At 47.4% G+C, this 21,415-nt stretch carries 16 protein-coding genes and 1 pseudogene; 14 read left to right on the top strand and 3 right to left on the bottom strand.

Translation table 11 applies throughout. From position 1 onward, the window contains the following. Positions 1-95: 95 nt before the first annotated feature. Positions 96-347 carry a hypothetical protein gene (locus MHN33_RS00865; protein WP_239394999.1) on the bottom strand — a complete coding sequence of 84 codons (252 nt, stop codon included), beginning with the start codon at positions 345-347 and terminating at the stop codon, positions 96-98. Here MHN33_RS00865 and MHN33_RS00860 point away from each other — a divergent pair. From MHN33_RS00860 to MHN33_RS00850, 3 genes and pseudogenes are all read left to right on the top strand, one after another. Beyond that, positions 307-429, top strand: a pseudogene (locus MHN33_RS00860) (transposase); the annotation flags it as partial. The gene MHN33_RS00865 and the pseudogene MHN33_RS00860 overlap by 41 nt on opposite strands. A gap of 253 nt (positions 430-682) precedes the next feature. Next, positions 683-1,117 (top strand): GNAT family N-acetyltransferase, encoded by a 435-nt coding sequence (locus tag MHN33_RS00855; protein WP_239393272.1) that lies wholly within the window; start codon positions 683-685, stop codon positions 1,115-1,117. A 344-nt stretch (positions 1,118-1,461) separates the two neighbouring features. Continuing rightward, complete coding sequence (locus MHN33_RS00850; RefSeq protein WP_239393271.1) at positions 1,462-1,758, top strand: DUF6506 family protein; 297 nt, start codon at positions 1,462-1,464, stop codon at positions 1,756-1,758. Positions 1,759-1,926: 168 nt separating this feature from the next. On the opposite strand, the gene MHN33_RS00845 is transcribed toward MHN33_RS00850, so the two are convergent. Continuing rightward, positions 1,927-4,290 carry a TonB-dependent receptor gene (locus tag MHN33_RS00845; protein ID WP_239393270.1) on the bottom strand — a complete coding sequence of 788 codons (2,364 nt, stop codon included), beginning with the start codon at positions 4,288-4,290 and terminating at the stop codon, positions 1,927-1,929. Between the two features lie 294 nt (positions 4,291-4,584). Then, positions 4,585-5,109 (bottom strand): acyloxyacyl hydrolase, encoded by a 525-nt coding sequence (locus MHN33_RS00840; RefSeq protein ID WP_239394964.1) that lies wholly within the window; start codon positions 5,107-5,109, stop codon positions 4,585-4,587. A 235-nt stretch (positions 5,110-5,344) separates the two neighbouring features. Between MHN33_RS00840 and MHN33_RS00835 the strand changes: the two genes are divergently transcribed. The 11 genes from MHN33_RS00835 (at position 5,345) to MHN33_RS00785 (ending at position 21,406) form a co-directional block, all read left to right on the top strand. Next, positions 5,345-5,956 carry an ABC transporter substrate-binding protein gene (locus tag MHN33_RS00835; protein WP_239393269.1) on the top strand — a complete coding sequence of 204 codons (612 nt, stop codon included), beginning with the start codon at positions 5,345-5,347 and terminating at the stop codon, positions 5,954-5,956. A gap of 264 nt (positions 5,957-6,220) precedes the next feature. Continuing rightward, complete coding sequence (gene recR, locus MHN33_RS00830; protein WP_239393268.1) at positions 6,221-6,820, top strand: recombination mediator RecR; 600 nt, start codon at positions 6,221-6,223, stop codon at positions 6,818-6,820. 175 nt (positions 6,821-6,995) lie between these two features. Continuing rightward, complete coding sequence (htpG, locus tag MHN33_RS00825; RefSeq protein WP_239393267.1) at positions 6,996-8,912, top strand: molecular chaperone HtpG; 1,917 nt, start codon at positions 6,996-6,998, stop codon at positions 8,910-8,912. 736 nt (positions 8,913-9,648) lie between these two features. Further along, entirely contained in the window at positions 9,649-12,348 is a 2,700-nt protein-coding gene (locus MHN33_RS00820) for a TonB-dependent receptor (RefSeq protein ID WP_239393266.1), read from the top strand. Between the two features lie 143 nt (positions 12,349-12,491). Beyond that, positions 12,492-14,033 (top strand): tryptophan halogenase family protein, encoded by a 1,542-nt coding sequence (locus MHN33_RS00815; RefSeq protein WP_239393265.1) that lies wholly within the window; start codon positions 12,492-12,494, stop codon positions 14,031-14,033. A gap of 86 nt (positions 14,034-14,119) precedes the next feature. Beyond that, positions 14,120-14,830 carry a SapC family protein gene (locus tag MHN33_RS00810; RefSeq protein WP_239393264.1) on the top strand — a complete coding sequence of 237 codons (711 nt, stop codon included), beginning with the start codon at positions 14,120-14,122 and terminating at the stop codon, positions 14,828-14,830. Positions 14,831-14,952: 122 nt separating this feature from the next. Continuing rightward, positions 14,953-15,993 carry an isoaspartyl peptidase/L-asparaginase gene (locus tag MHN33_RS00805; RefSeq protein ID WP_239393263.1) on the top strand — a complete coding sequence of 347 codons (1,041 nt, stop codon included), beginning with the start codon at positions 14,953-14,955 and terminating at the stop codon, positions 15,991-15,993. Between the two features lie 97 nt (positions 15,994-16,090). Then, positions 16,091-16,519 carry a CBS domain-containing protein gene (locus tag MHN33_RS00800; protein WP_046003729.1) on the top strand — a complete coding sequence of 143 codons (429 nt, stop codon included), beginning with the start codon at positions 16,091-16,093 and terminating at the stop codon, positions 16,517-16,519. A gap of 180 nt (positions 16,520-16,699) precedes the next feature. Then, the gene (gene hrpA, locus MHN33_RS00795) at positions 16,700-20,584 is read left to right on the top strand and encodes an ATP-dependent RNA helicase HrpA (protein WP_239393262.1); all 3,885 of its coding nucleotides are present in this window, start codon (positions 16,700-16,702) and stop codon (positions 20,582-20,584) included. A gap of 87 nt (positions 20,585-20,671) precedes the next feature. Beyond that, positions 20,672-21,070 (top strand): response regulator, encoded by a 399-nt coding sequence (locus tag MHN33_RS00790; protein WP_239394962.1) that lies wholly within the window; start codon positions 20,672-20,674, stop codon positions 21,068-21,070. Between the two features lie 42 nt (positions 21,071-21,112). Beyond that, positions 21,113-21,406, top strand: coding sequence for a PilZ domain-containing protein (locus tag MHN33_RS00785; protein ID WP_239393261.1), 294 nt, complete (start codon positions 21,113-21,115; stop codon positions 21,404-21,406). Positions 21,407-21,415: the final 9 nt, after the last annotated feature.

The following is a 21,415-nucleotide window of genomic DNA, read 5'->3' as shown; positions in this document are numbered from 1 at the left end:
ATTACATGCATAAAAAACAAGCGACATATATGGACGCTTCAGAGATGTCAAGCCGAGTAGGTCTTCAAGATAGCGAATTCTCGTTATCTCGTTCGTTATTTTACCCGTGTTGCCACGCCTGATGTTTGGTCCAGTTCGCTATAAATGTGTTGCTCTGACATATATCCGGGCTTAACTGATTGTTCAGCGCCCCAAATGAGTTCCGAGCCCAAAAAACAAGCAAAAACAAGCGACACCTGTAACTCCCCCATAAACTGCAACAGCTCTTGAGTAGAATTTCCATTAACAGAAGAAGGAAGTTTTACGATGAGAAAAAGCAAGTTCACCGAGTCACAAATTGTTGCCATGATCAAAGAAGCCGAATCGGGTATATCGGTTCCAGATCTTTGCCGAAAACACGGAATTGGGCAAAGTACATTTTATAAATGGGAAAAGGAAATAGGCGACACCCACCTAAATATGGCGTACTTTTGCTATCCTATGTTCTAAATTGAAACGGCCAAACTGCTCACAATTAGGCTGAGAATTTACGGGTGGGTGTCGTCGAAAGTAGAGCGGTCGAAAGTAGAGCGCCCAAAGTATAAACCACATCAGCCGGATACGGCGTGCAGGTAGCAGCCCAGCTCAGAAAGCGATTATGTGTACAGCGTACGCATGAATACTAAAGCGTCTGGTAAAAAATATGAGTAAAATTGAAATAATGAAAGCGGAGCCTGGCCATGCTAGTGAAGCGCTAAAACTACTTTCTCAGCTTGGCTATGAAAGTACGTTGGAAGACTTAAAGCGAGTATTAGCTCAAACCGATAGAAGTGATGAAATTTACATTGCTAAAATATGCGATAAAGTTGTTGGATTAATGAGCGTTATTTATTTCGATTACTTTCCGTCTCAAGAAAAAATTTGCAGAATTACAGCAATCGTTGTTGATCAAAATGCTCGTGGTACTGGCGTTGGAAGCCAGTTAATTGATTTTGCAAAAGGTTTGAGCAAGCAACAACTTTGTTCAAAATTAGAAGTAACAACATCCATCGTTCGTCAAGCTACGCAGCAATATTATGAAAATATAGGCTTTACCAAGACCTCCTATAGATATGCGCAAGAAATCGATAACTTGTAAGTTACTCAACAGGACGCAAAACGCTTAGCTCGTGCTCCTTCGCCGCTCATTTGGGCCAAGCATTTATGCGGCCCATTTTACCGAGACATCCATATGAAAATGGCGTACTTTTGCTGGGCAGTTTCAACTGCCAAGCTGAACTTGCTGAGGGTCTCTGAAAATGATGTTATCGTATAGAATGGAGTTATCACGCGGGGTGTTGTTATCTGGTTAGTTTTTGGCGAAATAAATTAGATTAAACAATGCAGTGCGTACCCATTACATTGATTATAAATATGAATATTTGAGAATTCCTGAGGTTCGGGTGTTATATGTCAGTCGAGAACTAGATTTAAGGATTAAATGTGATTAAGCGTTATGGTTTTATCGTAAAGGCTGATGGCTATGATCATCTCCGTGATTCTGCGGATTTGAATGTGCCAGAATTTTCGACTCAGGTGGTTGGTGTGAGTAGTGATGAAGAAGCGATTGTCGTAGCCAAAGAGATGATAGGAAGTGGAGTTCAAGTTATTGAACTGTGTGGTGGCTTTGGTGCTGACAGTGCTGGTTACATTATCAACAGTTTGGCTACTGACGTACCAATTGGCTACGTGACATTCTCTTACCAAGAGGAAAAAAAACTTGAGCAATTGATGAAGTAGCGCTCAGGCGTATAAAAAGAGAGTATGGCGTTAATGACGCTTAGAGGGCGGAGCTAAATGAACAGCCACTTGAAACGGGTGCAATTCCAGGTTGAAAAACACCGAGTGTTAAAATTAAACGTCACAAATTCGACTTTACAAGCGAACAGATTAACAATGCAAACTCAACTAAAACTCCATACTCACCGACAGCATAAAGCTACGTTTTGGCTGAGGGATGAGGGAGTTAGCCCAGCCCTGTGAACGCTGCTCAAAATCATCGCCACTCGCGGCGGCTTCCGCGCCCGAATGGTAATAGATTTCATCAAAGAGATTTTTTACTTTAAATGCCACTTCTAACGATTCGAACCGGTAAATGATATTGGCGTCTACCGTTAAATAGGCATCATTTTCCCTGCCTTTGGCACGCAGTGTGTTCCTCAAATACAGCGGTTTACTGGCGATCCAGTTGGCCCTGACGTTGATATTAAGCGCCTCACTGACCGGTACATTGAGCCCGGTACTGATTTTGTGTGGCGCGATATCTCCAAGCTCTACATTCATATCCTGGCAGGGGTTGTAAGATAGCGTATGATTTGTTGCAATGTCCTGGCAATTTTCGATCCCTTCGCCTACCCACAGGCCCAGCGAGTGGTCGTAGCTGACACTACTTTTGGTTTTTGTATGGGTGTAATACAGGTAGCCGGAAATATTGGCAGCACCCGTAATAAAGTTGCTGAACTCAAACTTACCGCGATATTCCAGACCATAAGTGCTGCGCTTTCCGGCGTTTTCGGCTTCTTCTTTTACGACGTCATCGTATCTGGCAGTAAACAGAGACAAGTCATGCAGCCAGTTGTCTTGCTGATACATATAAATGAGTTCAAAGTTTTCCGCCTTTTCGGGTTTCAGGTTTGGGTTGGCAGCACGACCGCTCCAGCCGCCCCACAGTTGTATGGGGGCTGGTTCCTGAAAGGCGGTGCCATAAAGCAGCTTAATTGTTGATTTGTTTGAGAGAAAATAAATGGCAGACGCTCTGGGGTTGGTGGTACTGCCGTATAAGCTGTTTTTGTCAAATCTCACCCCAGCATTGACTCGCCAGTCATTGACATTCCAGATGGCCTGAATATACGCGCCTCGGTCAGTCAGACTGGCCAGGTTTTCGTCCGGCATTCGGCTGAGCGTGTCTGGCTGAATGTTGATGGTACTGTCTGTATTGAGTGCAACGCCATCTCCGGCGGTCTCTGGTGTATCTGATGAGCAAAAGGTTTCGGCAAAATAACCGCAGGCATCATAGGCTTTAGTGAGCTCTTTGTCTTCAAATTTAATGCCGCCGCTGATCTTTAGCTGCTCAGAGTAATCGAATTCATAATCTTGCTTAAACAACCAACTTTTATTACTGGTTCGCCAGTGTGAAATGGTCAAGGTTGAGACCACATTCGGGCCGCTCAGCGCATTGGAGCCTGGAAAGGATTCAACCCAGTAACCCCCATTGCCACTTTGCCTGCTCAGCAACAGGGTACTTACCTGTACTTTATCTTTTAAAGACCCTGCATATCGCAGGTAATATTGTTCAGAGTTGCGATACCACTGCGCCGCCGGCTGTGCTCTGTCGTGGGGATATTGCGGCCCCCAGCCGTGGCGCATATCCCATTCAATGATCCCCAGCGTCAGGTTCTTGAACCCGACATCAGCAAGAATACCCCATTCCCGTTGTGGGTCGTGGTAGGCACCAAAATCATTGTATTTGGAGCTGTGAGGACAGCCGTCGGCTGCACAATTGGCAGACAATGCGGTGTCATAAATAACGGGTCCCCATATATCCCGGTTGCTTAATAATTCATTGCTGACAAAACCCCAGGGCGCCAGATCGTCAATGTCGGCTTCATCACTTGAGTAGTATTTAGCAGACAAGTTATAGGTCAGCTTGTTATGGGTGCCACCTGCGGCAATATCAATGCTCTGTGTGTCGTAGCTGCCCGACTGAATATTCACTTTAAAAAAATCATCACCCTGATGAGTCTTGTCGGCGTCGGACGTAACCAGATTTATGATCCCCAAAAATGCATTGGGGCCATACACAGCGCCAACTGGGCCATATAGCACTTCTATCCGCGCTATATTTGACAGCGGGTAATTTTTTGACAAGGTGGCTTCGTGATACCACAAGTGGTTATCGACGATGCCATTGACCAGCATCAGTGTGCGCTGGGTGAGGGGGGTACGGTAGCCGCGCTGATAGGTGATCACTCCGCCATTACCATTGGTGACTGTGCTATCGAAGCCGGGCAGATCCAGGATCACTTCATCAATGCTTGTGTAACCGCGTTGTCTGATATCCGCGGCGGTAATGATCACCATAGCAGCCGGGGCATCTCGCAGTGTTTCTTCAATGCCGGAGGCCGATGACACGGTGACATCAAGTAAGTCCTCTAAGCTTAGCTCCATGAATGTATCCAGTTCATCACCTTGTGCCGCGCTTTGTGAACTGACTAAAAGCATGGAGGAAAAAAGGAGTGCAGGTGGAACCTGTCTGAGCTGCTTCCTGGTCATAAGCTGTCCCTGGCCCTACTAACTGTAGCGCACCAATGACGTGTTACCCTGGCAAAACGCAGATATGGCATAGTCAGTGACTAACTTACTCTAATCTTTGGAGGTTAGAATAAACTGCTTGTTTGTCAAGGTGGAAGGAGTGGTAATAGGAACGCTGAATGCCACTTGGGCTTTGCCTATGTCTGGGTTAGCCACAGTTAGTCGAGGCGGATGAAGCTAAACAGGGGCTTAAAATACCGAGGCTACAGTTGGATACGAAGCCCGGCTAGCCGGGCTGACGGAGATCCAAACTTCTCAAAAATACGCCGAGTACGATAAAGACAGAAAGTCTAAGCCGGGATTGGGGCTTTTGAATCCGGCGTTGGAGTAGTGCATATAGCGAATAGCGATATTGGCATTGTCCAGCTGATAAACCAGTCCCAGTCTGTCTTCAAACTGGTAATGCGTGCTGACATTTTTACCCGCAAACTGTGTATCATCCAGTAGGGCCAGACCAATGCCAAACTCCAGAGCAATCGGATGGCCGTTTAAGGTGGTGAAGGGATATCGGATCACCGGCGAAACCGCCAGAACAAAATTTCCGTCATGGCGGTTTTCGTCTCCATAACGCCAGAAATTGATGCTGCTTTCAAAATGTACATCAAAGTGACGCCAGGCTGCCGGCAGTTCCAGTTTTGGATGGTATTGATAAGCCAGTTTAATGCCATCGACGCTGCCTTCCCCATGAATGTAATGGATGGCATAGCCATGCTGCTGCGCAGAAACAGGGGCTGCTACCAATGTAAGCAGTGACAGCAGAAATACGATTGATTTGATCATCATAAAACCAAACTCAGTAGAATTGAATAGCCCCATTTTCGGGTTGTCTTTTGCCAATAAAAAGACATGAAATGGCAACTGATTGATGCTAATTCGGCACCTGAATGGTAAGTGATTGATTTTAAAGGTAAAGACGATTGGTGCCAATCTAGCATTAATATGGTGCTGATTTGTGTGTTTTTTATCTGCAAAGTTAGCGCTAAACTTGTCCCATTAACCGTTATGGGAGTGGATCATGAAAAGACTAATGCAACTTATACTGGTAACAGTACTGGCGTTTAGCAGCGTACCGGGTTTTGCAGCAGCCGGTACACAAAGTAACCCCTATGGCCTGATCAAGTCGGTTGGCGATCAGCTGTTTGTGGATATCAGCAAACTAAACACGCTGGAAGAAGTCCAGAAAAAAGCACAGCTGAAAAAGCTCGTGCGCGAGCAATTGATGCCTCATATCGACATCAAATATGTGTCTTTCAAGTTACTTGGCAAGCATGTCCGTGAGATCAACCGGGATCAGGCCGTGACCTTTATTGATGCGGTCGAGCAATACCTGGCCAATACTTATGCCAACGCACTGATGAGCTATAAGGGCCAGCAGGTTAACTTCATTGAGCCGGTTGTGAGCGACGACAGCAAATTCGCGTCGGTGAAATCCGAAATTGTTGAACCCAATGCACCGACTATCGACATCGTATTTAAATTCCGCAAAAACAAAGCGGGTGAGTGGCAGGTATACGATCTGGTTGCCGAGAGCATCTCACTGCTAAGCGCCAAACAAAAAGAGATCACAGCCCGGATAAGCGAAGTCGGCATAGAACAGGTAACCAAAGAGCTGGTGGCCAAAAGTTAAGCAAAGTACTTAAAGGCACAATTTTCGTCCTTCAGGCGGGTACTCACCCTTACCCATGAGATCCGATACTCTCCGATTGCCCGCCTTTTTGTTGCCCTGCGGGGCAGTACTTTATCCTCTATCTTTGGCTTGTCGCTGTCGTGTCAGCCATAGTAAGATGGCGACCATTGATCGGATCAGCACAGCTTAGCGGGCAACAAGATACTGATGTATAGATATCAGCCAGTTCGCCGTACGCTGTCAGTAAATTAAGAATGCTTTATTATGCAATTATCTCCCTCACTCTCAGCTTTGGTTGAAGCTTTGCGTTGTCTACCTGGCATTGGACCTAAATCGGCACAGCGGATTGCCTTTCACCTGCTTGAAAGGGACCGCAGTGGTGGCACTCAGCTGGGCCAGAGTCTGTTGCAGGCAATGGACAAAATCGGCCACTGTGAATCCTGCCGTACTTTTTCAGAAACGCCGGTATGCGATATCTGCAGCAATGTAAAACGTCAGGATACCGGATTGCTGTGTGTGGTTGAATCCCCAAGTGATGTACTGGCCATTGAACAAACCGGTCAGTACCAGGGTCTGTATTTTGTATTGATGGGGCATTTATCACCGCTTGATGGCATTGGCCCGGCCGAAATTGGCATGGATGTACTGGAAAAAACGCTTGCCAATGGCAACATCAATGAAGTCATTCTGGCAACCAACCCGACGGTTGAAGGTGAAGCCACTGCCCACTTTATTGGTGAGATGTGCCATCAACACGGTGTGACCGCCTCCCGAATAGCCCATGGTATGCCTGTCGGTGGCGAACTGGAACTGGTGGATGGGATGACCCTGATGCACGCCTTTAGCGGCAGAAAAGCGATTTAGTGAAAGCCCGAAAGGGCTTTTTCAATATTTATTGCTTCGAAAGTACACTAATTGCAACTTTTTTCTTTTAACACTCTTGAAAAATATCTTCCCAGCACAATATACCTGAGCAGAACGCAAGTTAACTGATTAACTATGTACTACTATGTGTACCAAATAAGTTAGGGTGTACCAAATGACTACAGAGAATACCAAACAAAATCATTCATTTAGTGCCAACACTAAGCAACTGCTTCAGCTGATGATCCACAGCTTATACTCCAACAAAGAGATCTTTTTACGGGAGCTGGTCTCCAACGCATCGGATGCCGCTGATAAGTTACGCTTTTTAGCGTTGCAAAACGGCAATTTGTACGAAGGTGATGCTGAGTTGCGCGTACGTATCAGCGCCGACAAAGACGCAAAGACGGTTACCATTTCTGATAATGGTATCGGGATGACCCGTGATGAAGTGATAAGCTCACTGGGTACAATCGCTAAATCGGGCACGGCGGAATTTTTCAATAACCTGACAGGTGATGAGGCGAAAGACTCTCAACTAATCGGCCAGTTCGGTGTGGGTTTTTATTCTGCCTTTATCGTGGCTGATGAGGTAACCGTACGCACGCGTAAAGCGGGTGAATCGCAGGCGGTTGAGTGGCAATCAAAAGGCGAGGGTGAATACACGCTGGCAGATATTGAAAAAGCCGAACGCGGTACTGAAATTATTCTTCATCTGCGTGAAGACGAACTGGAATTTGCTGACGATTTTCGTCTGCGTTCAATCGTCACTAAGTACTCAGATCACATCTCTATTCCGGTTGAAATGTATAAAGCACCGGTACCAGAATCTGAAGGCCCGGATGGTGAGAAAATCGAAGCGCAACCGGGCGAGTGGGAAGGTATCAACCGTGCCACAGCACTGTGGACGCGCGATAAGTCTGAGATCAGCGACGAAGAATATAAAGAATTCTATAAGCACGTTGGCCATGACTGGGAAGAGCCACTGACCTGGGCGCACAATAAAGTCGAAGGCAAAACGGAGTACACCAGCTTATTGTACATTCCGAAAAAAGCGCCTTTCGATATGTGGAACCGTGACCGTCAGACTGGTCTGAAATTGTACGTACAACGCGTGTTCATCATGGATGACGCTGAGCAGTTTATGCCAAGCTACCTGCGCTTTGTAAAAGGCTTACTGGATTCTAACGACTTGCCACTGAACGTGTCGCGTGAAATTCTGCAGGACAACAAAGTAACTCAGGCTATTCGTAAGGGCTGTACCTCTCGTATCCTGAAAATGCTTGACCGCATGGGCAAGAACAAGCCAGAAGATTATCAGACTTTCTGGAACGAGTTTGGCCAGGTGATCAAAGAAGGCCCGGCTGAAGACGCTGCAAACAAAGAAGCGATTGCTAAGCTACTGCGCTTCAGCTCTACCCACACTGATGAAAGCGTACAAAATGTGTCGCTTGAGCAGTATATTGAGCGCATGGCCGAAGGTCAGGACAAGATTTACTACGTGGTGGCAGACAGCTTTGAAGCGGCGAAGAGCTCCCCACACCTGGAAATTTTCCGTAAGAAGGGCATCGAAGTACTGTTGCTGTCGGATCGCGTTGATGAGTGGATGATGAGCCACCTGACTGAGTTTGCGGAGAAACAATTCCAGTCAATCACTCGGGGTGATCTTGACCTTGGCGATATGGAAGACGAAGAGAGCAAAAAAGCGCAGGAAGAGAGCGAGAAGCAGGTAGAAGGCCTGGTTGAGCGCATCAAAGAAGCGCTGGGCGATAAAGTAAAAGAAGTACGCTTTACACACCGTCTGACCGATTCTCCGGCCTGTGTGGTTGTCGATGACCACGATATGAGTTCGCAGATGCAAAAACTGATGGAGTCAATTGGTCAGTCTGCACCAGAGGCTAAGCCAATTTTTGAGCTGAACCCTGAGCACCAGCTGGTTAAACACCTGAATGTGGAACAGGACGAAGATAAGTTTGCACAGTGGTCAGAAGTATTACTGGACCAGGCACTGCTTGCAGAGCGTGGCAGCCTGAAAGACCCGGCTGGCTTCGTAGCTCGCCTGAACAAACTGATGCTTGATCTGAGCAAATAAACCCAAACGCAGTCTTGATTGTGTTTAAAAGCCCGGCGAGTAATTCGACCGGGCTTTTTTGTGTCTGGTTACTGGCCAGATGCAAGAGAGCTGTACTTTGTATTACCCAGTGATGCGACGACAGAATCGCACCAACATGTGTTTCCAGCCAGTGAAAGAATTCATTATTCGCCAACCTGTATGCACATCTCATTGAAAAAGAAAGGGTGGTGATAAATTCTCATGCCTTTCATCTGAATTAAGTGCTTGTTTTACCATGTTCAAACGTCACTCAACACCGAGAGTAAAGGCACTTTCGTGAATTTGTCATATAAATACACTGGACAAAGTAAGGATGAAAAAGATAAAATGACAGCGTTGTCATTGAGATCTATTATCACCTTGAATCCGCTTCTGCCCGAACATTTATGGAATAATCAGATAGCTCAGCTTGCCGACATTAGAAATGTTTATTAATTAGGTCCAAATCTTCTACATAACTCATCGCAATCTCTGTAAAAAAGTGCATAGCTTGTGATATATTCTCCTCGTTTGTAACAAACTATAACCGAATAATTATTTATTCTATCTATATCAGTGGTTTAGGTTTTTGTTGAAAAAATCTTATGTTAGCCACAAAAAAAGATGTAGCGAATCTGTAATTTTGGGTGTATGGTTTGTTATTAGATGACAGCGTTGTCATCATCACTGGGCAGAAGTGATTTAAAAACCAACAAAATGATTCAAGGGGAATCCTGTGTTAGCTAATAATTTTAAAAAAAGCTTACTGGCAGCTAAGGTTGGCCTCATCCTGAGTACGGGTGTGACAGGCGTAGCGTTTGCTGAAGATAACCAGACTGGCGTTCAAGAGAACGTAGAAGTCATTGAAGTGCGTGGTATCCGCCGCTCATTGGCTGAAGCTGTTAATACCAAACGCTTCGCAACCAGCGTTGTAGATGCGGTATCGGCAGAAGATATCGGTAAGTTTCCTGACAGTGACGTAGGTGAAGCGCTGGGTCGTATCCCGGGTGTCGCAGTAAGTCGTCAGTTTGGCCAGGGCCAGCAAGTATCAATCCGTGGTGCATCCAGCCAGTTAACGTTAACCACGCTTAACGGTCAGAACGTTGCTTCTACAGGTTGGTATACTGAGCAAGCAATCGATCGAAGCTTCAACTACACCTTGTTGCCACCTGAACTGATTTCAGGTATCGACGTTTACAAGTCTTCGCAGGCAAACATCGTAGAAGGTGGTGTTGGTGGTACGGTTAACGTAAAAACCCGCAAACCATTAGACCTGGATTCCGGAACCGTTTTCGCTTCTGTTAAAAGTGTTTACTCAAGCCAGTCTGAGCAGTGGGATCCTGCTTACAGTGGCCTTGCAAGTTATAAAAACGACGACGAAACATTTGGTGTACTTGCTGCGTTAGCTGTACAGGAAACCGACTATGTGCGTCGCGGTAATGAGTCACTGGCTGGCTGGAATGGTGCAGTTTCTGCTAACTACTTCCTGCAAGAGCGTGAAAGAACAGCAACCAATGTTGCGTTCCAGTATGCGCCTACGGATGAGCTATCATTCGACCTGACATACATGAATCTTGAGCTTGAAGCGAACAACAACAACAGCAGCTTCTGGATTTTCCAGGCTGGCGCAAACTGCCTGGGCGAAAACCCGGATGGCGTATGTATGTTGTCTGAAGCAACAGCAGCGACACCAACTGATAACCCGTCTTGGCTTCAAGCGTTTGCTCGTCGTGCGAAGATGGAATCTGAAACCGTTGATTTTGGTTTTGAATTCAAGCGTGACACGTTTGAAATCTCCGGCCGTATTGGTCGTTCAGAAGCAACTGGTGGTACAGAAGCGCAAACAAACTATGGTGGTTTGATTGGTTCTCATGAAGATCGCTACGGCATGATCGACATGACGGGCAAGCGTATTAAGATCCAGCTAAAAGAAAATGATTATCGCGTTGGTCACTGGAATGAGGGTAGCCCGGGCGTAGCAGCATGGGCAGTACGTAATCAGCCGAATACGGATGAAGAAACGTATGCACAGCTTGATACTAAGTTCATGCTTGACCATGACATCATCACCGCTGTTCATGTTGGTGCACGCTTCACTAACCACAAGGTGGAAGAAGATAATTTCAAAGGTCTGGCAAACATTCAGCGTGATGCGAATGGCGCGCCGGTACTGCGTGATGAAAATGATCCAACCAGTGTGATTGCTGATATTGCTGATATTGCACCGGCACAACTATATGGCAATGGCGTAAACGAAGCGGGTTTCGAATATATCACTATCCCGGGTCCACACCTGGATGCAATGTTCAACCATACCGCGCAGAACTTCAGCGAATATGTGCGTGACCGCAGTGGTTATGCCGCGCTTGAAGAAGAAAACTTTGCGTTTTACGTAATGGCTGATTTCAGTGGTGAAAACTACCGTGGTAACTTTGGTCTGCGTTACATCTCTACAGATGTCAACAGTGACTACTATGGCTCAGACATCACAGTAACGGGTATTACTGATTCAGGTAACTTCTACGGTGGTAATGCGCTGAAGTCGAAGACCTTGTCTAACAAAGAAGCGGATTACTCAGATATCCTGCCAAGCTTCAATATCGCGTACGACCTGGATGAAGACACTATCCTGAGAGGTTCAATCGCGCAGGTTATCAGTCGCCCTAACTACCAGGATGTGTTTGCACGTTCTAGCCTGAGTGGTTACGACAATGAAAACCCGAATGACCAGCAAGAAGTAACCGGTAACCCAGGTCTTGAGCCGTTCAAAGCAACTCAGCTGGACGTGTCTTATGAGTACTATTACGGTGACAGCAACTTCGCAAGCGCGACGTTCTTCTACAAAGACATCGAGACATTCGTAACCTCTTCAACTACACCAAATCAGTCTATCGGTATCAAAGATCCCGCGTGTAATTGTGATGTATGGAACATTGTTAACCGCGTAAATGGCGACGGTGGTGATGTAATCGGCCTTGAGCTTCAGTTGCAGCACGCGTTTGACAACGGCTTTGGTGCCATCGTCAACTATACGTATGCCGACAGCTCGTCAGAAGAAACAAACTTCGATGACCGTATCGGCCGTTTCTCAGACAGCTCTGATCATACGGTTAACTTAGTCGGTTACTACGAGAATGATGACTTCGGCGCGCGTCTGGCTTATAACTGGCGTTCTGAGTTCATGATCCGTGAAACGGGTTTCTATTCTTCACGTGAGCATATGGACTTCGGTACTTTGGACTTCACTGGTAACTACCAGGTGAATGACAATATCAGCCTGACACTTGAAGTTGTAAACATTCTCGAAGAAGACAGCTACCAGATTGGTATCTCAGGCTCTGACGGTCTGTTGAAAGAAGAAACGAAACACAACTTCCCTGCATGGAGCTATGTGGGTGAGCGCAAGATTGCATTGGGTGCAAACTTACGTTTCTAATTTTGTTGTTTGGAAAAGCCCTGCTTAAATAGTGGGGCTTTTTTATGCCTGTTTTATGGCAAGATCGAGACAGGCGTACATTGTTTATAGTAAAAGCGGTATGTCCGTCGGTGGTGGTCTTTTCAGTGGTTGTGAGGTGAATTGTGCAAAATGCAGAAACCAGAATTAAACGTATCGTCATTGTAGGAGGTGGCACAGCGGGCTGGCTGGCTGCTAATCATTTGGCCGCGGATGCGTCCGAGGATGTGTCTATTACATTAATTGAGTCTCCTGACATTCCTACGATCGGGGTCGGTGAGGGGACGGTCCCTGTTATTGTTGATAGCCTGAAAAAGTTTGGGATCCGGGAGTCGGATATGTTCCGGCTGTGCGATGCAACCTTTAAAAATGGCATCCACTTTACGGGCTGGAACAAGCCTGTTGACGGACAGCCCCATTGCTATTTTCACCCGTTTGACGATCCAAATGTTAACGGGGTTAATCTGTTGCCTTACTGGTTGCATCAGTTACCTGAGGCCAGGACACGCTTTGATCTAAGCGTTTCCATCCAGGCCCATATTGCACTAGAAAATAGAGCGCCAAAGTTGATCACCAATGCTGAATATGAGCGCATGATTAACTATGCTTTTCACCTTGATGCGGGTAAGTTTTCAGCATTACTTGCAGATCATGCAACCAAAAATCGCCAGGTAAAGCATATATTGGATGACGTTGAATCAGTCAAACTGACACCGGATGGCGCCATCTCAGGGTTACAGCTGAAGCTGGGGGGACTGCTTGAAGGCGATCTGTTTATTGACTGTAGTGGTTTTCAGTCATTATTGCTCGGTAAAGCACTCAACACCCCGTTTATCGATAAAAGTGATGTATTGTTCGCCAACCACGCTGTGGTGACACAGGTCCCTTATGAAAATGAGCAAGAAGTACCGCCTTACACTATTTCAGCAGCCCAGCAGGCAGGGTGGATCTGGGACATTGGGCTGCAAACCCGTAAAGGGGTAGGCCACGTTTACAGCGATCAATTTACGACCCATGAACAGGCCCATCGCGATTTATCCGCTTATCTGGGAAAGTCTGAAGATGCTGTCGAGTCGCGGCTGATCAAAATGCAGGTGGGTTATCGAGCACAAGCCTGGGTGAAAAACTGTATCGGCATTGGACTGTCACAAGGGTTTGTTGAACCGTTGGAAGCAACTGGGTTATTAGTTTTTGATTTAGCAGCCAGAATGCTCTCTAGACGTTTACCCGATGTGCACCAGGACATACCGCCCATTGCGCAGCAGTTTAATCAACATATGACGCATGTCTGGCAGTCAATCATTGATTTTATCAAACTTCACTATTGTATCTCAAATCGTGACGATAGTGAGTTTTGGCGAATGAATCGCGCAGCAGAGACGATCCCAGACTCACTGCAACACAAATTGGCATTGTGGAGAAACGATATTCCCAATGAGTATGACTTTGTCAGCAGTCTGGATGTGTTCAGGCTGGAGAATCACCTGTATGTGTTATATGGCATGAACTATCCCAGTCGATGCAATTATCCTTCGCCACAAAAAGTGTCACAACAGGAAGCTATGCTGAAGCTGGTAGCCCGGCAGCAGCAAAAGGCTGGTGCAATATTAGAAACGCACAGCACGCTGGTTGCAAAAGCATCAAGATATGGCTTTCAAAGAATTTAACCACAATATTTCTTTTCTTTTACCTTGAAAAGCTATAGCCTTGGACGCATATAAATAACAACTTTACGATAAAACGGAGCAGTATTATGGCGGAGCAACAAGTGCAGCCTTTACACAATGAGAAACATGCCAACATCAAAGTAAAAAATGGCATTAACGTAGAATTTTTAAAATCTCAGCACTTGATCCCGGTTGTTGCACACGAGTTTGCACGTGTTGCGACTGAATTCCCGATGGCATTTGTTAAGAACACTGAAAGCGGCCAGTATCAGGCAGTGGCTTTGTTTGGCCTTGAGCCAGGTGAAAACCTGTTTGTACAAAATGACGAGTGGACTGCGGGCATCGCACCTCTTGCTGCTTCTCGCTACCCATTTGGTCTGGTGAAGCATCCAGAGCAAGATCAGTACGGCATCGTTATTGACGAAGCAAGCCCGCTGGTAGGTGAAGAAGAAGGTAATGCTTTGTTCGAAGATGGCAAAGAAACTGAATACCTGGAGCGTCGTAAAGAAGCACTGGTTAACTACATCGAGTTTTCTCGTGTTACTGAAGCCTTCACACAATACCTGGCTGATAAAGACCTGCTGGTTCAACAGACTCTGACTGTTGAAATCGCAGGTGAGAAGAAAGACATTAACGGTATCTACCTGGTAGACGAGCGTAAGCTGAACGAGCTGAGCGATGAAGCATACCTGGAATTGCGTAAGCGTGGTTACCTGGCACCTATCTTCTCTTTCCTGACTTCTACACATCAGGTTGGCCGTCTGGCTCGTCTGAAAGCAAAGCGTCAGGCAAGCTAAGTCAGTAATGACTATCTATTGTTAAAAAGCGCCTGAGGGCGCTTTTTTTATCGCTTTTTTTTGTATTCGAAATTCAATTCCGGCAACTTGGTTCCATAATAAAAGTACAACAGGAACTCAACATGCGCCGTATTCTTATCACCTCATCCATATTCGCCGCTCTGAGCGTGGCACATCCTGCTTTTGCAGCCAAACCTGAGACACCCATTGCGATTGCTATTCATGGTGGTGCCGGCACGATTGAAAAATCACGCTTCACACCTGAGCAGGAAAAAGCCTATAGACAGACGCTTAAAGCGGCCGTTGAGCAGGGCTACGCCGTGTTGGAGCAAGGAGGTGAAAGCCTGGATGCCATCACTACGGCAATTACAGTGCTTGAAAACTCGCCGTTCTTTAATGCCGGAAAAGGCGCGGTTTATACTTATGAAGGGGCGCATGAGCTGGACGCATCAATTATGGATGGACGCGATCGTCAGGCCGGTGCGGTTGCCGGTGTTAAACATATTAAAAATCCCATCGAGCTGGCAAGAGCGGTCATGGAGAAATCGGTGCATGTGATGCTCAGTGGTGAAGGTGCCGAGGAATTTGCTAAACGTGAAGGTATGCCGTTCGTTAACAACGACTATTTTGATACGCCTCACCGTCATGAAGCCTGGCAAAAAGCACGAAAGAAGCTGGAACAAGCCGAGCAGGGCAGCAAAGACTATCAGGCACAGCATCAGCAATTGCCACTGCAATATAAAATGGGCACAGTGGGCGCCGTGGCGCTGGACAAACAAGGCAACCTGGCCGCAGGCACATCGACAGGCGGTATGACAGCAAAACGATTTGGTCGTGTTGGTGACTCGCCGATTATTGGCGCGGGGACCTTTGCAGACAATGAGTCTTGTGCAGTATCAGCAACCGGGCACGGTGAGTACTTTATCCGCTATAACGTTGCCGCTGATATCTGCGCGCGGGTGCAGTATCAGGACAAATCCGTGGTGCAAGCCGGGCAGGACGTGATTTTTGGCCCTATGTTACGTGCGGGTGGAACCGGCGGGGTGATTATTTTAGATGCCAAGGGCAATATCAGTATGCCATTTAACACCAAGGGCATGTATCGGGCCAGTAAATCCAACACTCAGCCTACCTATGTTGGTATTTTCAAAGAGGCACAATAACCCTAATCAGTCTGCTTAACGTCTGCAAATTTGGGCAATTTTTGTAACGCCAGCTACTATTTAATATGAAGCTGGTGTTTTTTTAGGGGAATGAAATATGCAATCTGTCAAAGTAGCAGACTATCTGAATCATCGTCCGGTGACCTTTAAAGCGGACATGCGCATCGAATCGGCAGTGGAAAAATTACTGCAAAGTGGTCAGTCCGGAGGCCCGGTGATTGATGACATGCAACGCGTGGTGGGCTTTTTATCTGAGCAAGATTGTATCCGCACTATGCTCGAAGCTACTTATCAGAACGAATCACACAGCATAGTGGCTGATGTAATGAATGCTGAGCCATTGTGTGTCAGCCCGGATGACAGCATTTTAAAATTGGCAGACAGAATGACGGCGGACAAGCCGAAAATTTATCCGGTCTGTGACAGTGATTGTCGGCTGGTTGGAGTGATCAGCCGTACTCATGTGCTTTATGCCATTGATAAGCACCTCCACGATACCTATGAATCGGGACATCGCTTTGTCTGAGTATTGAATCGCTCGCCAGACCTGTCGGCGAGTGTGCCTGGCGCGCTGTTCGGCCCACTCGTTGTATCGACGACTTTACCTGCGCTAATTTAGTACACAGCCCCCGTCAAAGGGACTGGGCTGACTGCATGCTTTTTGTTAGACTACGCGACGATTTTCTCAGTAACAAGGTGTCGTGTAGTGGATTTGCAGTCGTTGTATTCGAACATAGCGGATTGCCTCAAAAAGGATCAGTTTCTCTTTAAAAAACGTCTTCAGGGCGTCAAAAAAATAAAAGACGAAGCGAAACAACAAAAGGTACTTACTCAGATAACGCGTGACATAGAGCACAGTAAAACGCTTAGAGTGAAGCGCCTGGCTGAACTGCCGACGGTGCAATATCCCGAGTCGCTGCCGGTCAGCCAGAAAAAAGACGACATTAAAAAAGCCATTGCCGAGAACCAGGTGGTGATAGTCGCGGGTGAAACCGGCTCAGGTAAAACCACTCAGCTACCTAAAATCTGTCTGGAACTGGGCCGTGGTGTTGATGGCTATATTGGTCACACTCAGCCACGACGTTTGGCCGCACGCAGCGTGTCAAACCGGATTGCCGAAGAGCTTAATTGTGAACTTGGTCAGGAGGTTGGCTTTAAGATCCGTTTCAGCGATCAGGTGTCTGATAAGAGCTATATCAAATTAATGACCGACGGTATCTTGCTGGCAGAGATCCAGCAAGACAGATACCTGAACCAGTACGATACCATCATCATAGATGAAGCCCACGAGCGCAGTCTGAATATCGACTTTATCCTTGGCTATCTGAAAAACCTGCTTCCCAAGCGCCCGGATCTGAAGGTGATCATTACCTCAGCGACAATCGATCCGGAGCGTTTTTCCAGGCACTTTAATAACGCGCCTATCATTGAAGTATCGGGCCGTACCTATCCGGTAGAAGTGCGCTATCGCCCCGTGATTGATGCCAGAGGGGATGAGAGTGAAGCTGAAAACGACCAGCTACAGGGGATCTTCGATGCCGTAGACGAGCTGTGTGCAGAAGGCCCCGGAGACATTCTGATCTTTATGAATGGCGAGCGGGAAATTCGCGATACGGCGGATGCGCTGAGTAAGCGTAACCTCAAAGGGGTTGAGATCCTGCCTTTGTATGCCCGTTTGTCGAATGCGGAGCAAAATCGCATTTTTGCTGCCCACAGTCACCGTCGTATTGTGCTGTCAACCAACGTGGCCGAAACCTCGCTGACAGTCCCTGGGATCCGCTATGTTATCGACCCGGGCACGGCGCGGATCAGCCGCTACAGCGCCCGTACTAAGGTTCAGCGATTGCCGATTGAGGCCGTTTCTCAGGCCAGTGCCAATCAGCGTATGGGTCGCTGTGGCCGGGTTGCCGCGGGCGTGTGTATCCGACTGTACTCGGAGGAAGATTTCCTTGGCCGACCTGAATTTACCGATCCGGAAATTCTGCGCACCAATCTGGCATCGGTTATTTTACAAATGCTGGCGCTGGGTCTGGGCGACATCAAGCGGTTTCCGTTTGTGCAGGCACCCGATAACCGCAATATCACAGATGGTGTCACCTTGCTTGAGGAGTTGGGTGCCGTAAAACCTGCCGCCAGACGTGAGCAAACCACGCTGACCCAGACCGGGCGTAAGCTCAGCCGCTTACCGATAGATCCGCGACTGGCCCGCATGGTACTGGCATCAGCCCCTTTGGGTGCATTGCGTGAGGTGATCATTATCGCAGCGGCACTGTCGATTCAGGACCCCAGAGAAAGACCGCAGGAAAAGCGCGGTGCTGCGGATGAAAAGCATGGTCGGTTTGAAGATCCGGACTCGGATTTTATGGCGTTTTTAAACCTCTGGCAGTATCTGGAGGAGCAGCAGGAAGCGCTCAGTCGCAGCCAGTTCAGAAAGCAATGCCAGAAAGACTTTTTAGCCTATATGCGGGTCAGAGAGTGGCAGGATATTGTTTATCAGCTCACCACCGTGTGTACCGAAATGGGCCTGAAGGCCTCGGGCAACGACGCCAGCTTCGAAGCCATTCACCAGGCGCTGCTCAGCGGGATGTTGAGCCACATAGGTCAAAAAGACGAGAAAAAATTCTACAAAGGGGCGCGCAACAGCCAGTTCCATATTTTCCCGGGCTCTGGCCTGTTTAAGAAAAGTCCGAAGTGGGTGATGGCGGCTGAACTGGTAGAAACCAGTAAGCTCTATGCCCGTATTAATGCCAGAATTGATGTTAACTGGGTTGCCCCGCTGGCGGAGCATCTGGTTAAGCGTAGTTACAGTGAACCGCACTGGGAAAAGAAACAGGGTTGTGTCATCGCCTTTGAACAGCAAACCCTGTACGGCCTCATCATAGTTGGCAAAAAGCGTACGGTTTACAGTCAGATTGAACCGGCGCTGTGTCGCGAACTGTTTATTAAAGAAGCGCTGGTTGCGCAGCAACTGGGTCAAAATGAGGCCTTTTTAAAGCACAATCAGGCCCTGATTGAAGATATTCAGGATCTGGAAAATAAAGCGCGTCGTCGGGATATTCTGGTTGATGAGCATATGATGCAGGCGTTTTATGAGCAGCGGATCCCGGCCGATGTCAATAATCGGGCTGCGTTCAACCACTGGTGGAAAGAGAAGAAAAAAACCGATAAACGCTTTTTGCATATGGACAGAGATGCCCTGATGCAGCACGAAGCGTCGCACATTACGGCGCTGGATTATCCTGACGTGTGGCAGCAGGGCAATCTGATGTTGCCATTGAGCTACCATTTTGAGCCCGGTCAGCCGGTTGACGGCGTGACGGTGAACATCCCCTTACCACTGCTTAACCAGGTGGCCAATGAAGGGTTTGACTGGCATATTCCGGCACTGCGTCATGAATTGATCTGCTCTTTGATCAAGAGTCTGCCAAAAAGCCTGCGACGCAACTTTGTTCCGGCGCCCAACTATGCCGATGCGGTGCTTGCTGCCATAGAGCCAATGCAGGGCGGTTTTCTTGAAGCCCTGGCCAATCGCTTGTTGCGTATGACGGGGGTTAAAGTTGACGCTGAGGCATTCGATCTCGGGGCTCTGGAATCGCACTTAAAAATGCAGTTTCAGGTACTGGACGAACACAATAAGGTGATTGCACATGGCTATGATCTGGATGCACTCAAAGCCAAATTACAAGGCAAGGTTACACAAACGCTGTCTAAAGTGGCCGAAGAGGGCATAGAGCAGGAGGGGCTGACGCAGTGGTCGTTTGGTGACCTGCCTGTGGAATACACTAAAAAGCAGGGCGGCTATGAGATCAAAGCTTTCCCGGCGCTGGTAGACAACAAGCAAAGCACCTCAATCAGTTTATTTGACCATCCGCTCAAGGCACAACAGGCGCATCGCCTCGGTTTGCGTCGACTGGTGATGCTGAACGTGCCCTCACCGGTGAAATATTTACAACAGCATTTGCCGAATAAAGCAAAGCTGGGGCTGTATTTTAATCCGTTTGGTAAAATTAATGACCTGATCGACGATTGTACCGCAGCGGGAATAGATGCCCTACTGGGAGATTACACTGCGATCCGCTCTGAGCAGGACTTTGAAAATGCCAAAGAATATGTCCGGGCTGAACTTGGAGACAAAGTGGTCGATATTGCGTCGGCGGTAGAGCAGGTGCTGAGCATTGCGCACGGCATTAACAAGCGCATGAAAGGGCGGGTTGATTTAACCATGATCACCGCGCACGGAGATATCAAGTCTCAGCTGGAAAGCCTGATCTTCAAAGGGTTCGTCAGCCAGCATGGGGCGCACAAATTGCCTGACTTACTGCGTTATATGAAAGCCATTGAAAAACGCCTGGAAAAACTGCCTGTTGACCCTAACCGGGATCGTTTATGTGTGCTGGAGCTGGAAAAAGTGGCGGCGGCGTATAGCGATAAATGTAACAAACAACCAAAAGGGATCCCCATGCCTGCGGCACTTGACGAGATTTTCTGGATGCAGCAGGAACTTCGGGTGTCTTTGTTTGCTCAAACACTAGGAACACCCTATCCGATTTCGGCCAAACGGATCACCAATGCGCTAAATGAGATCGAATAGTGTGTTTTGACTTGCAATTTGTATTGGGGCAATTACCTTATTAAGAGGAAACTATTTTTGGATTGTGAAAAGGAAGCGGCATTGACTATGTCCACACAGGGGAACAGGATGAAAACGCCGCATGTGTTAGTGGTTGACGATGAGTATTTCAATTTTGAAATGCTCTCTATGGCTTTGTCGGATGCATTTAAGTTTAGTTATGCTGAATCGGGTAAGAGCTGCCTGTCTAATGCGATAGCGGATCCACCGGATGTGATATTGCTCGATGTGTGCATGCCCGGGCTGGATGGCTACGACACGTGCCGAATGCTGAAAAATACGCCAGAGACCCGTGATATTCCGGTGCTCATGGTGTCGGGCCTTGAGTCGGAGCAGGAAATGCAGGCGGGTTTTGATGCCGGCTGTGATGCCTATGTGGTTAAACCTTTTTCAATGCAATCCTTATCGGAAAAAATAAAAAATATGGTGCAAATTATTCCCAGGTAATTTTTTGCAGGCAAGCAATGATAAGAAAGAGTGGAGCATGCCATGATACACGAGGATAAACGGCGCTTTATGCGCATGATGGTCAATACTCAGGCACAATTGACCGTGTTGTCAACGGGCCATAAACTGCAAGGTACCTGCCATGACTTAAGTGCCACGGGGCTATCAATTATTGTTGACGAGCCTCTGGAGATCAACGAAATGCTGGAGGTGTTTATCGACAGCCATGGTGGCTCTATTCCCCCTCTAAATGCGCATGTTAAAGTGATCCGTTGCGGCAATAACAGCGAAGGTGAAGGCTATATACTCGGCCTGGAAATCGTACAGTTCAATTAGTCACTTTAT

This window comes from Pseudoalteromonas sp. OOF1S-7, assembly GCF_022347765.1.
GTDB lineage: Bacteria > Pseudomonadota > Gammaproteobacteria > Enterobacterales > Alteromonadaceae > Pseudoalteromonas.
Note: the sequence above shows the minus strand (reverse complement) of the source record. Positions and strands in the feature narration are given on the sequence as shown.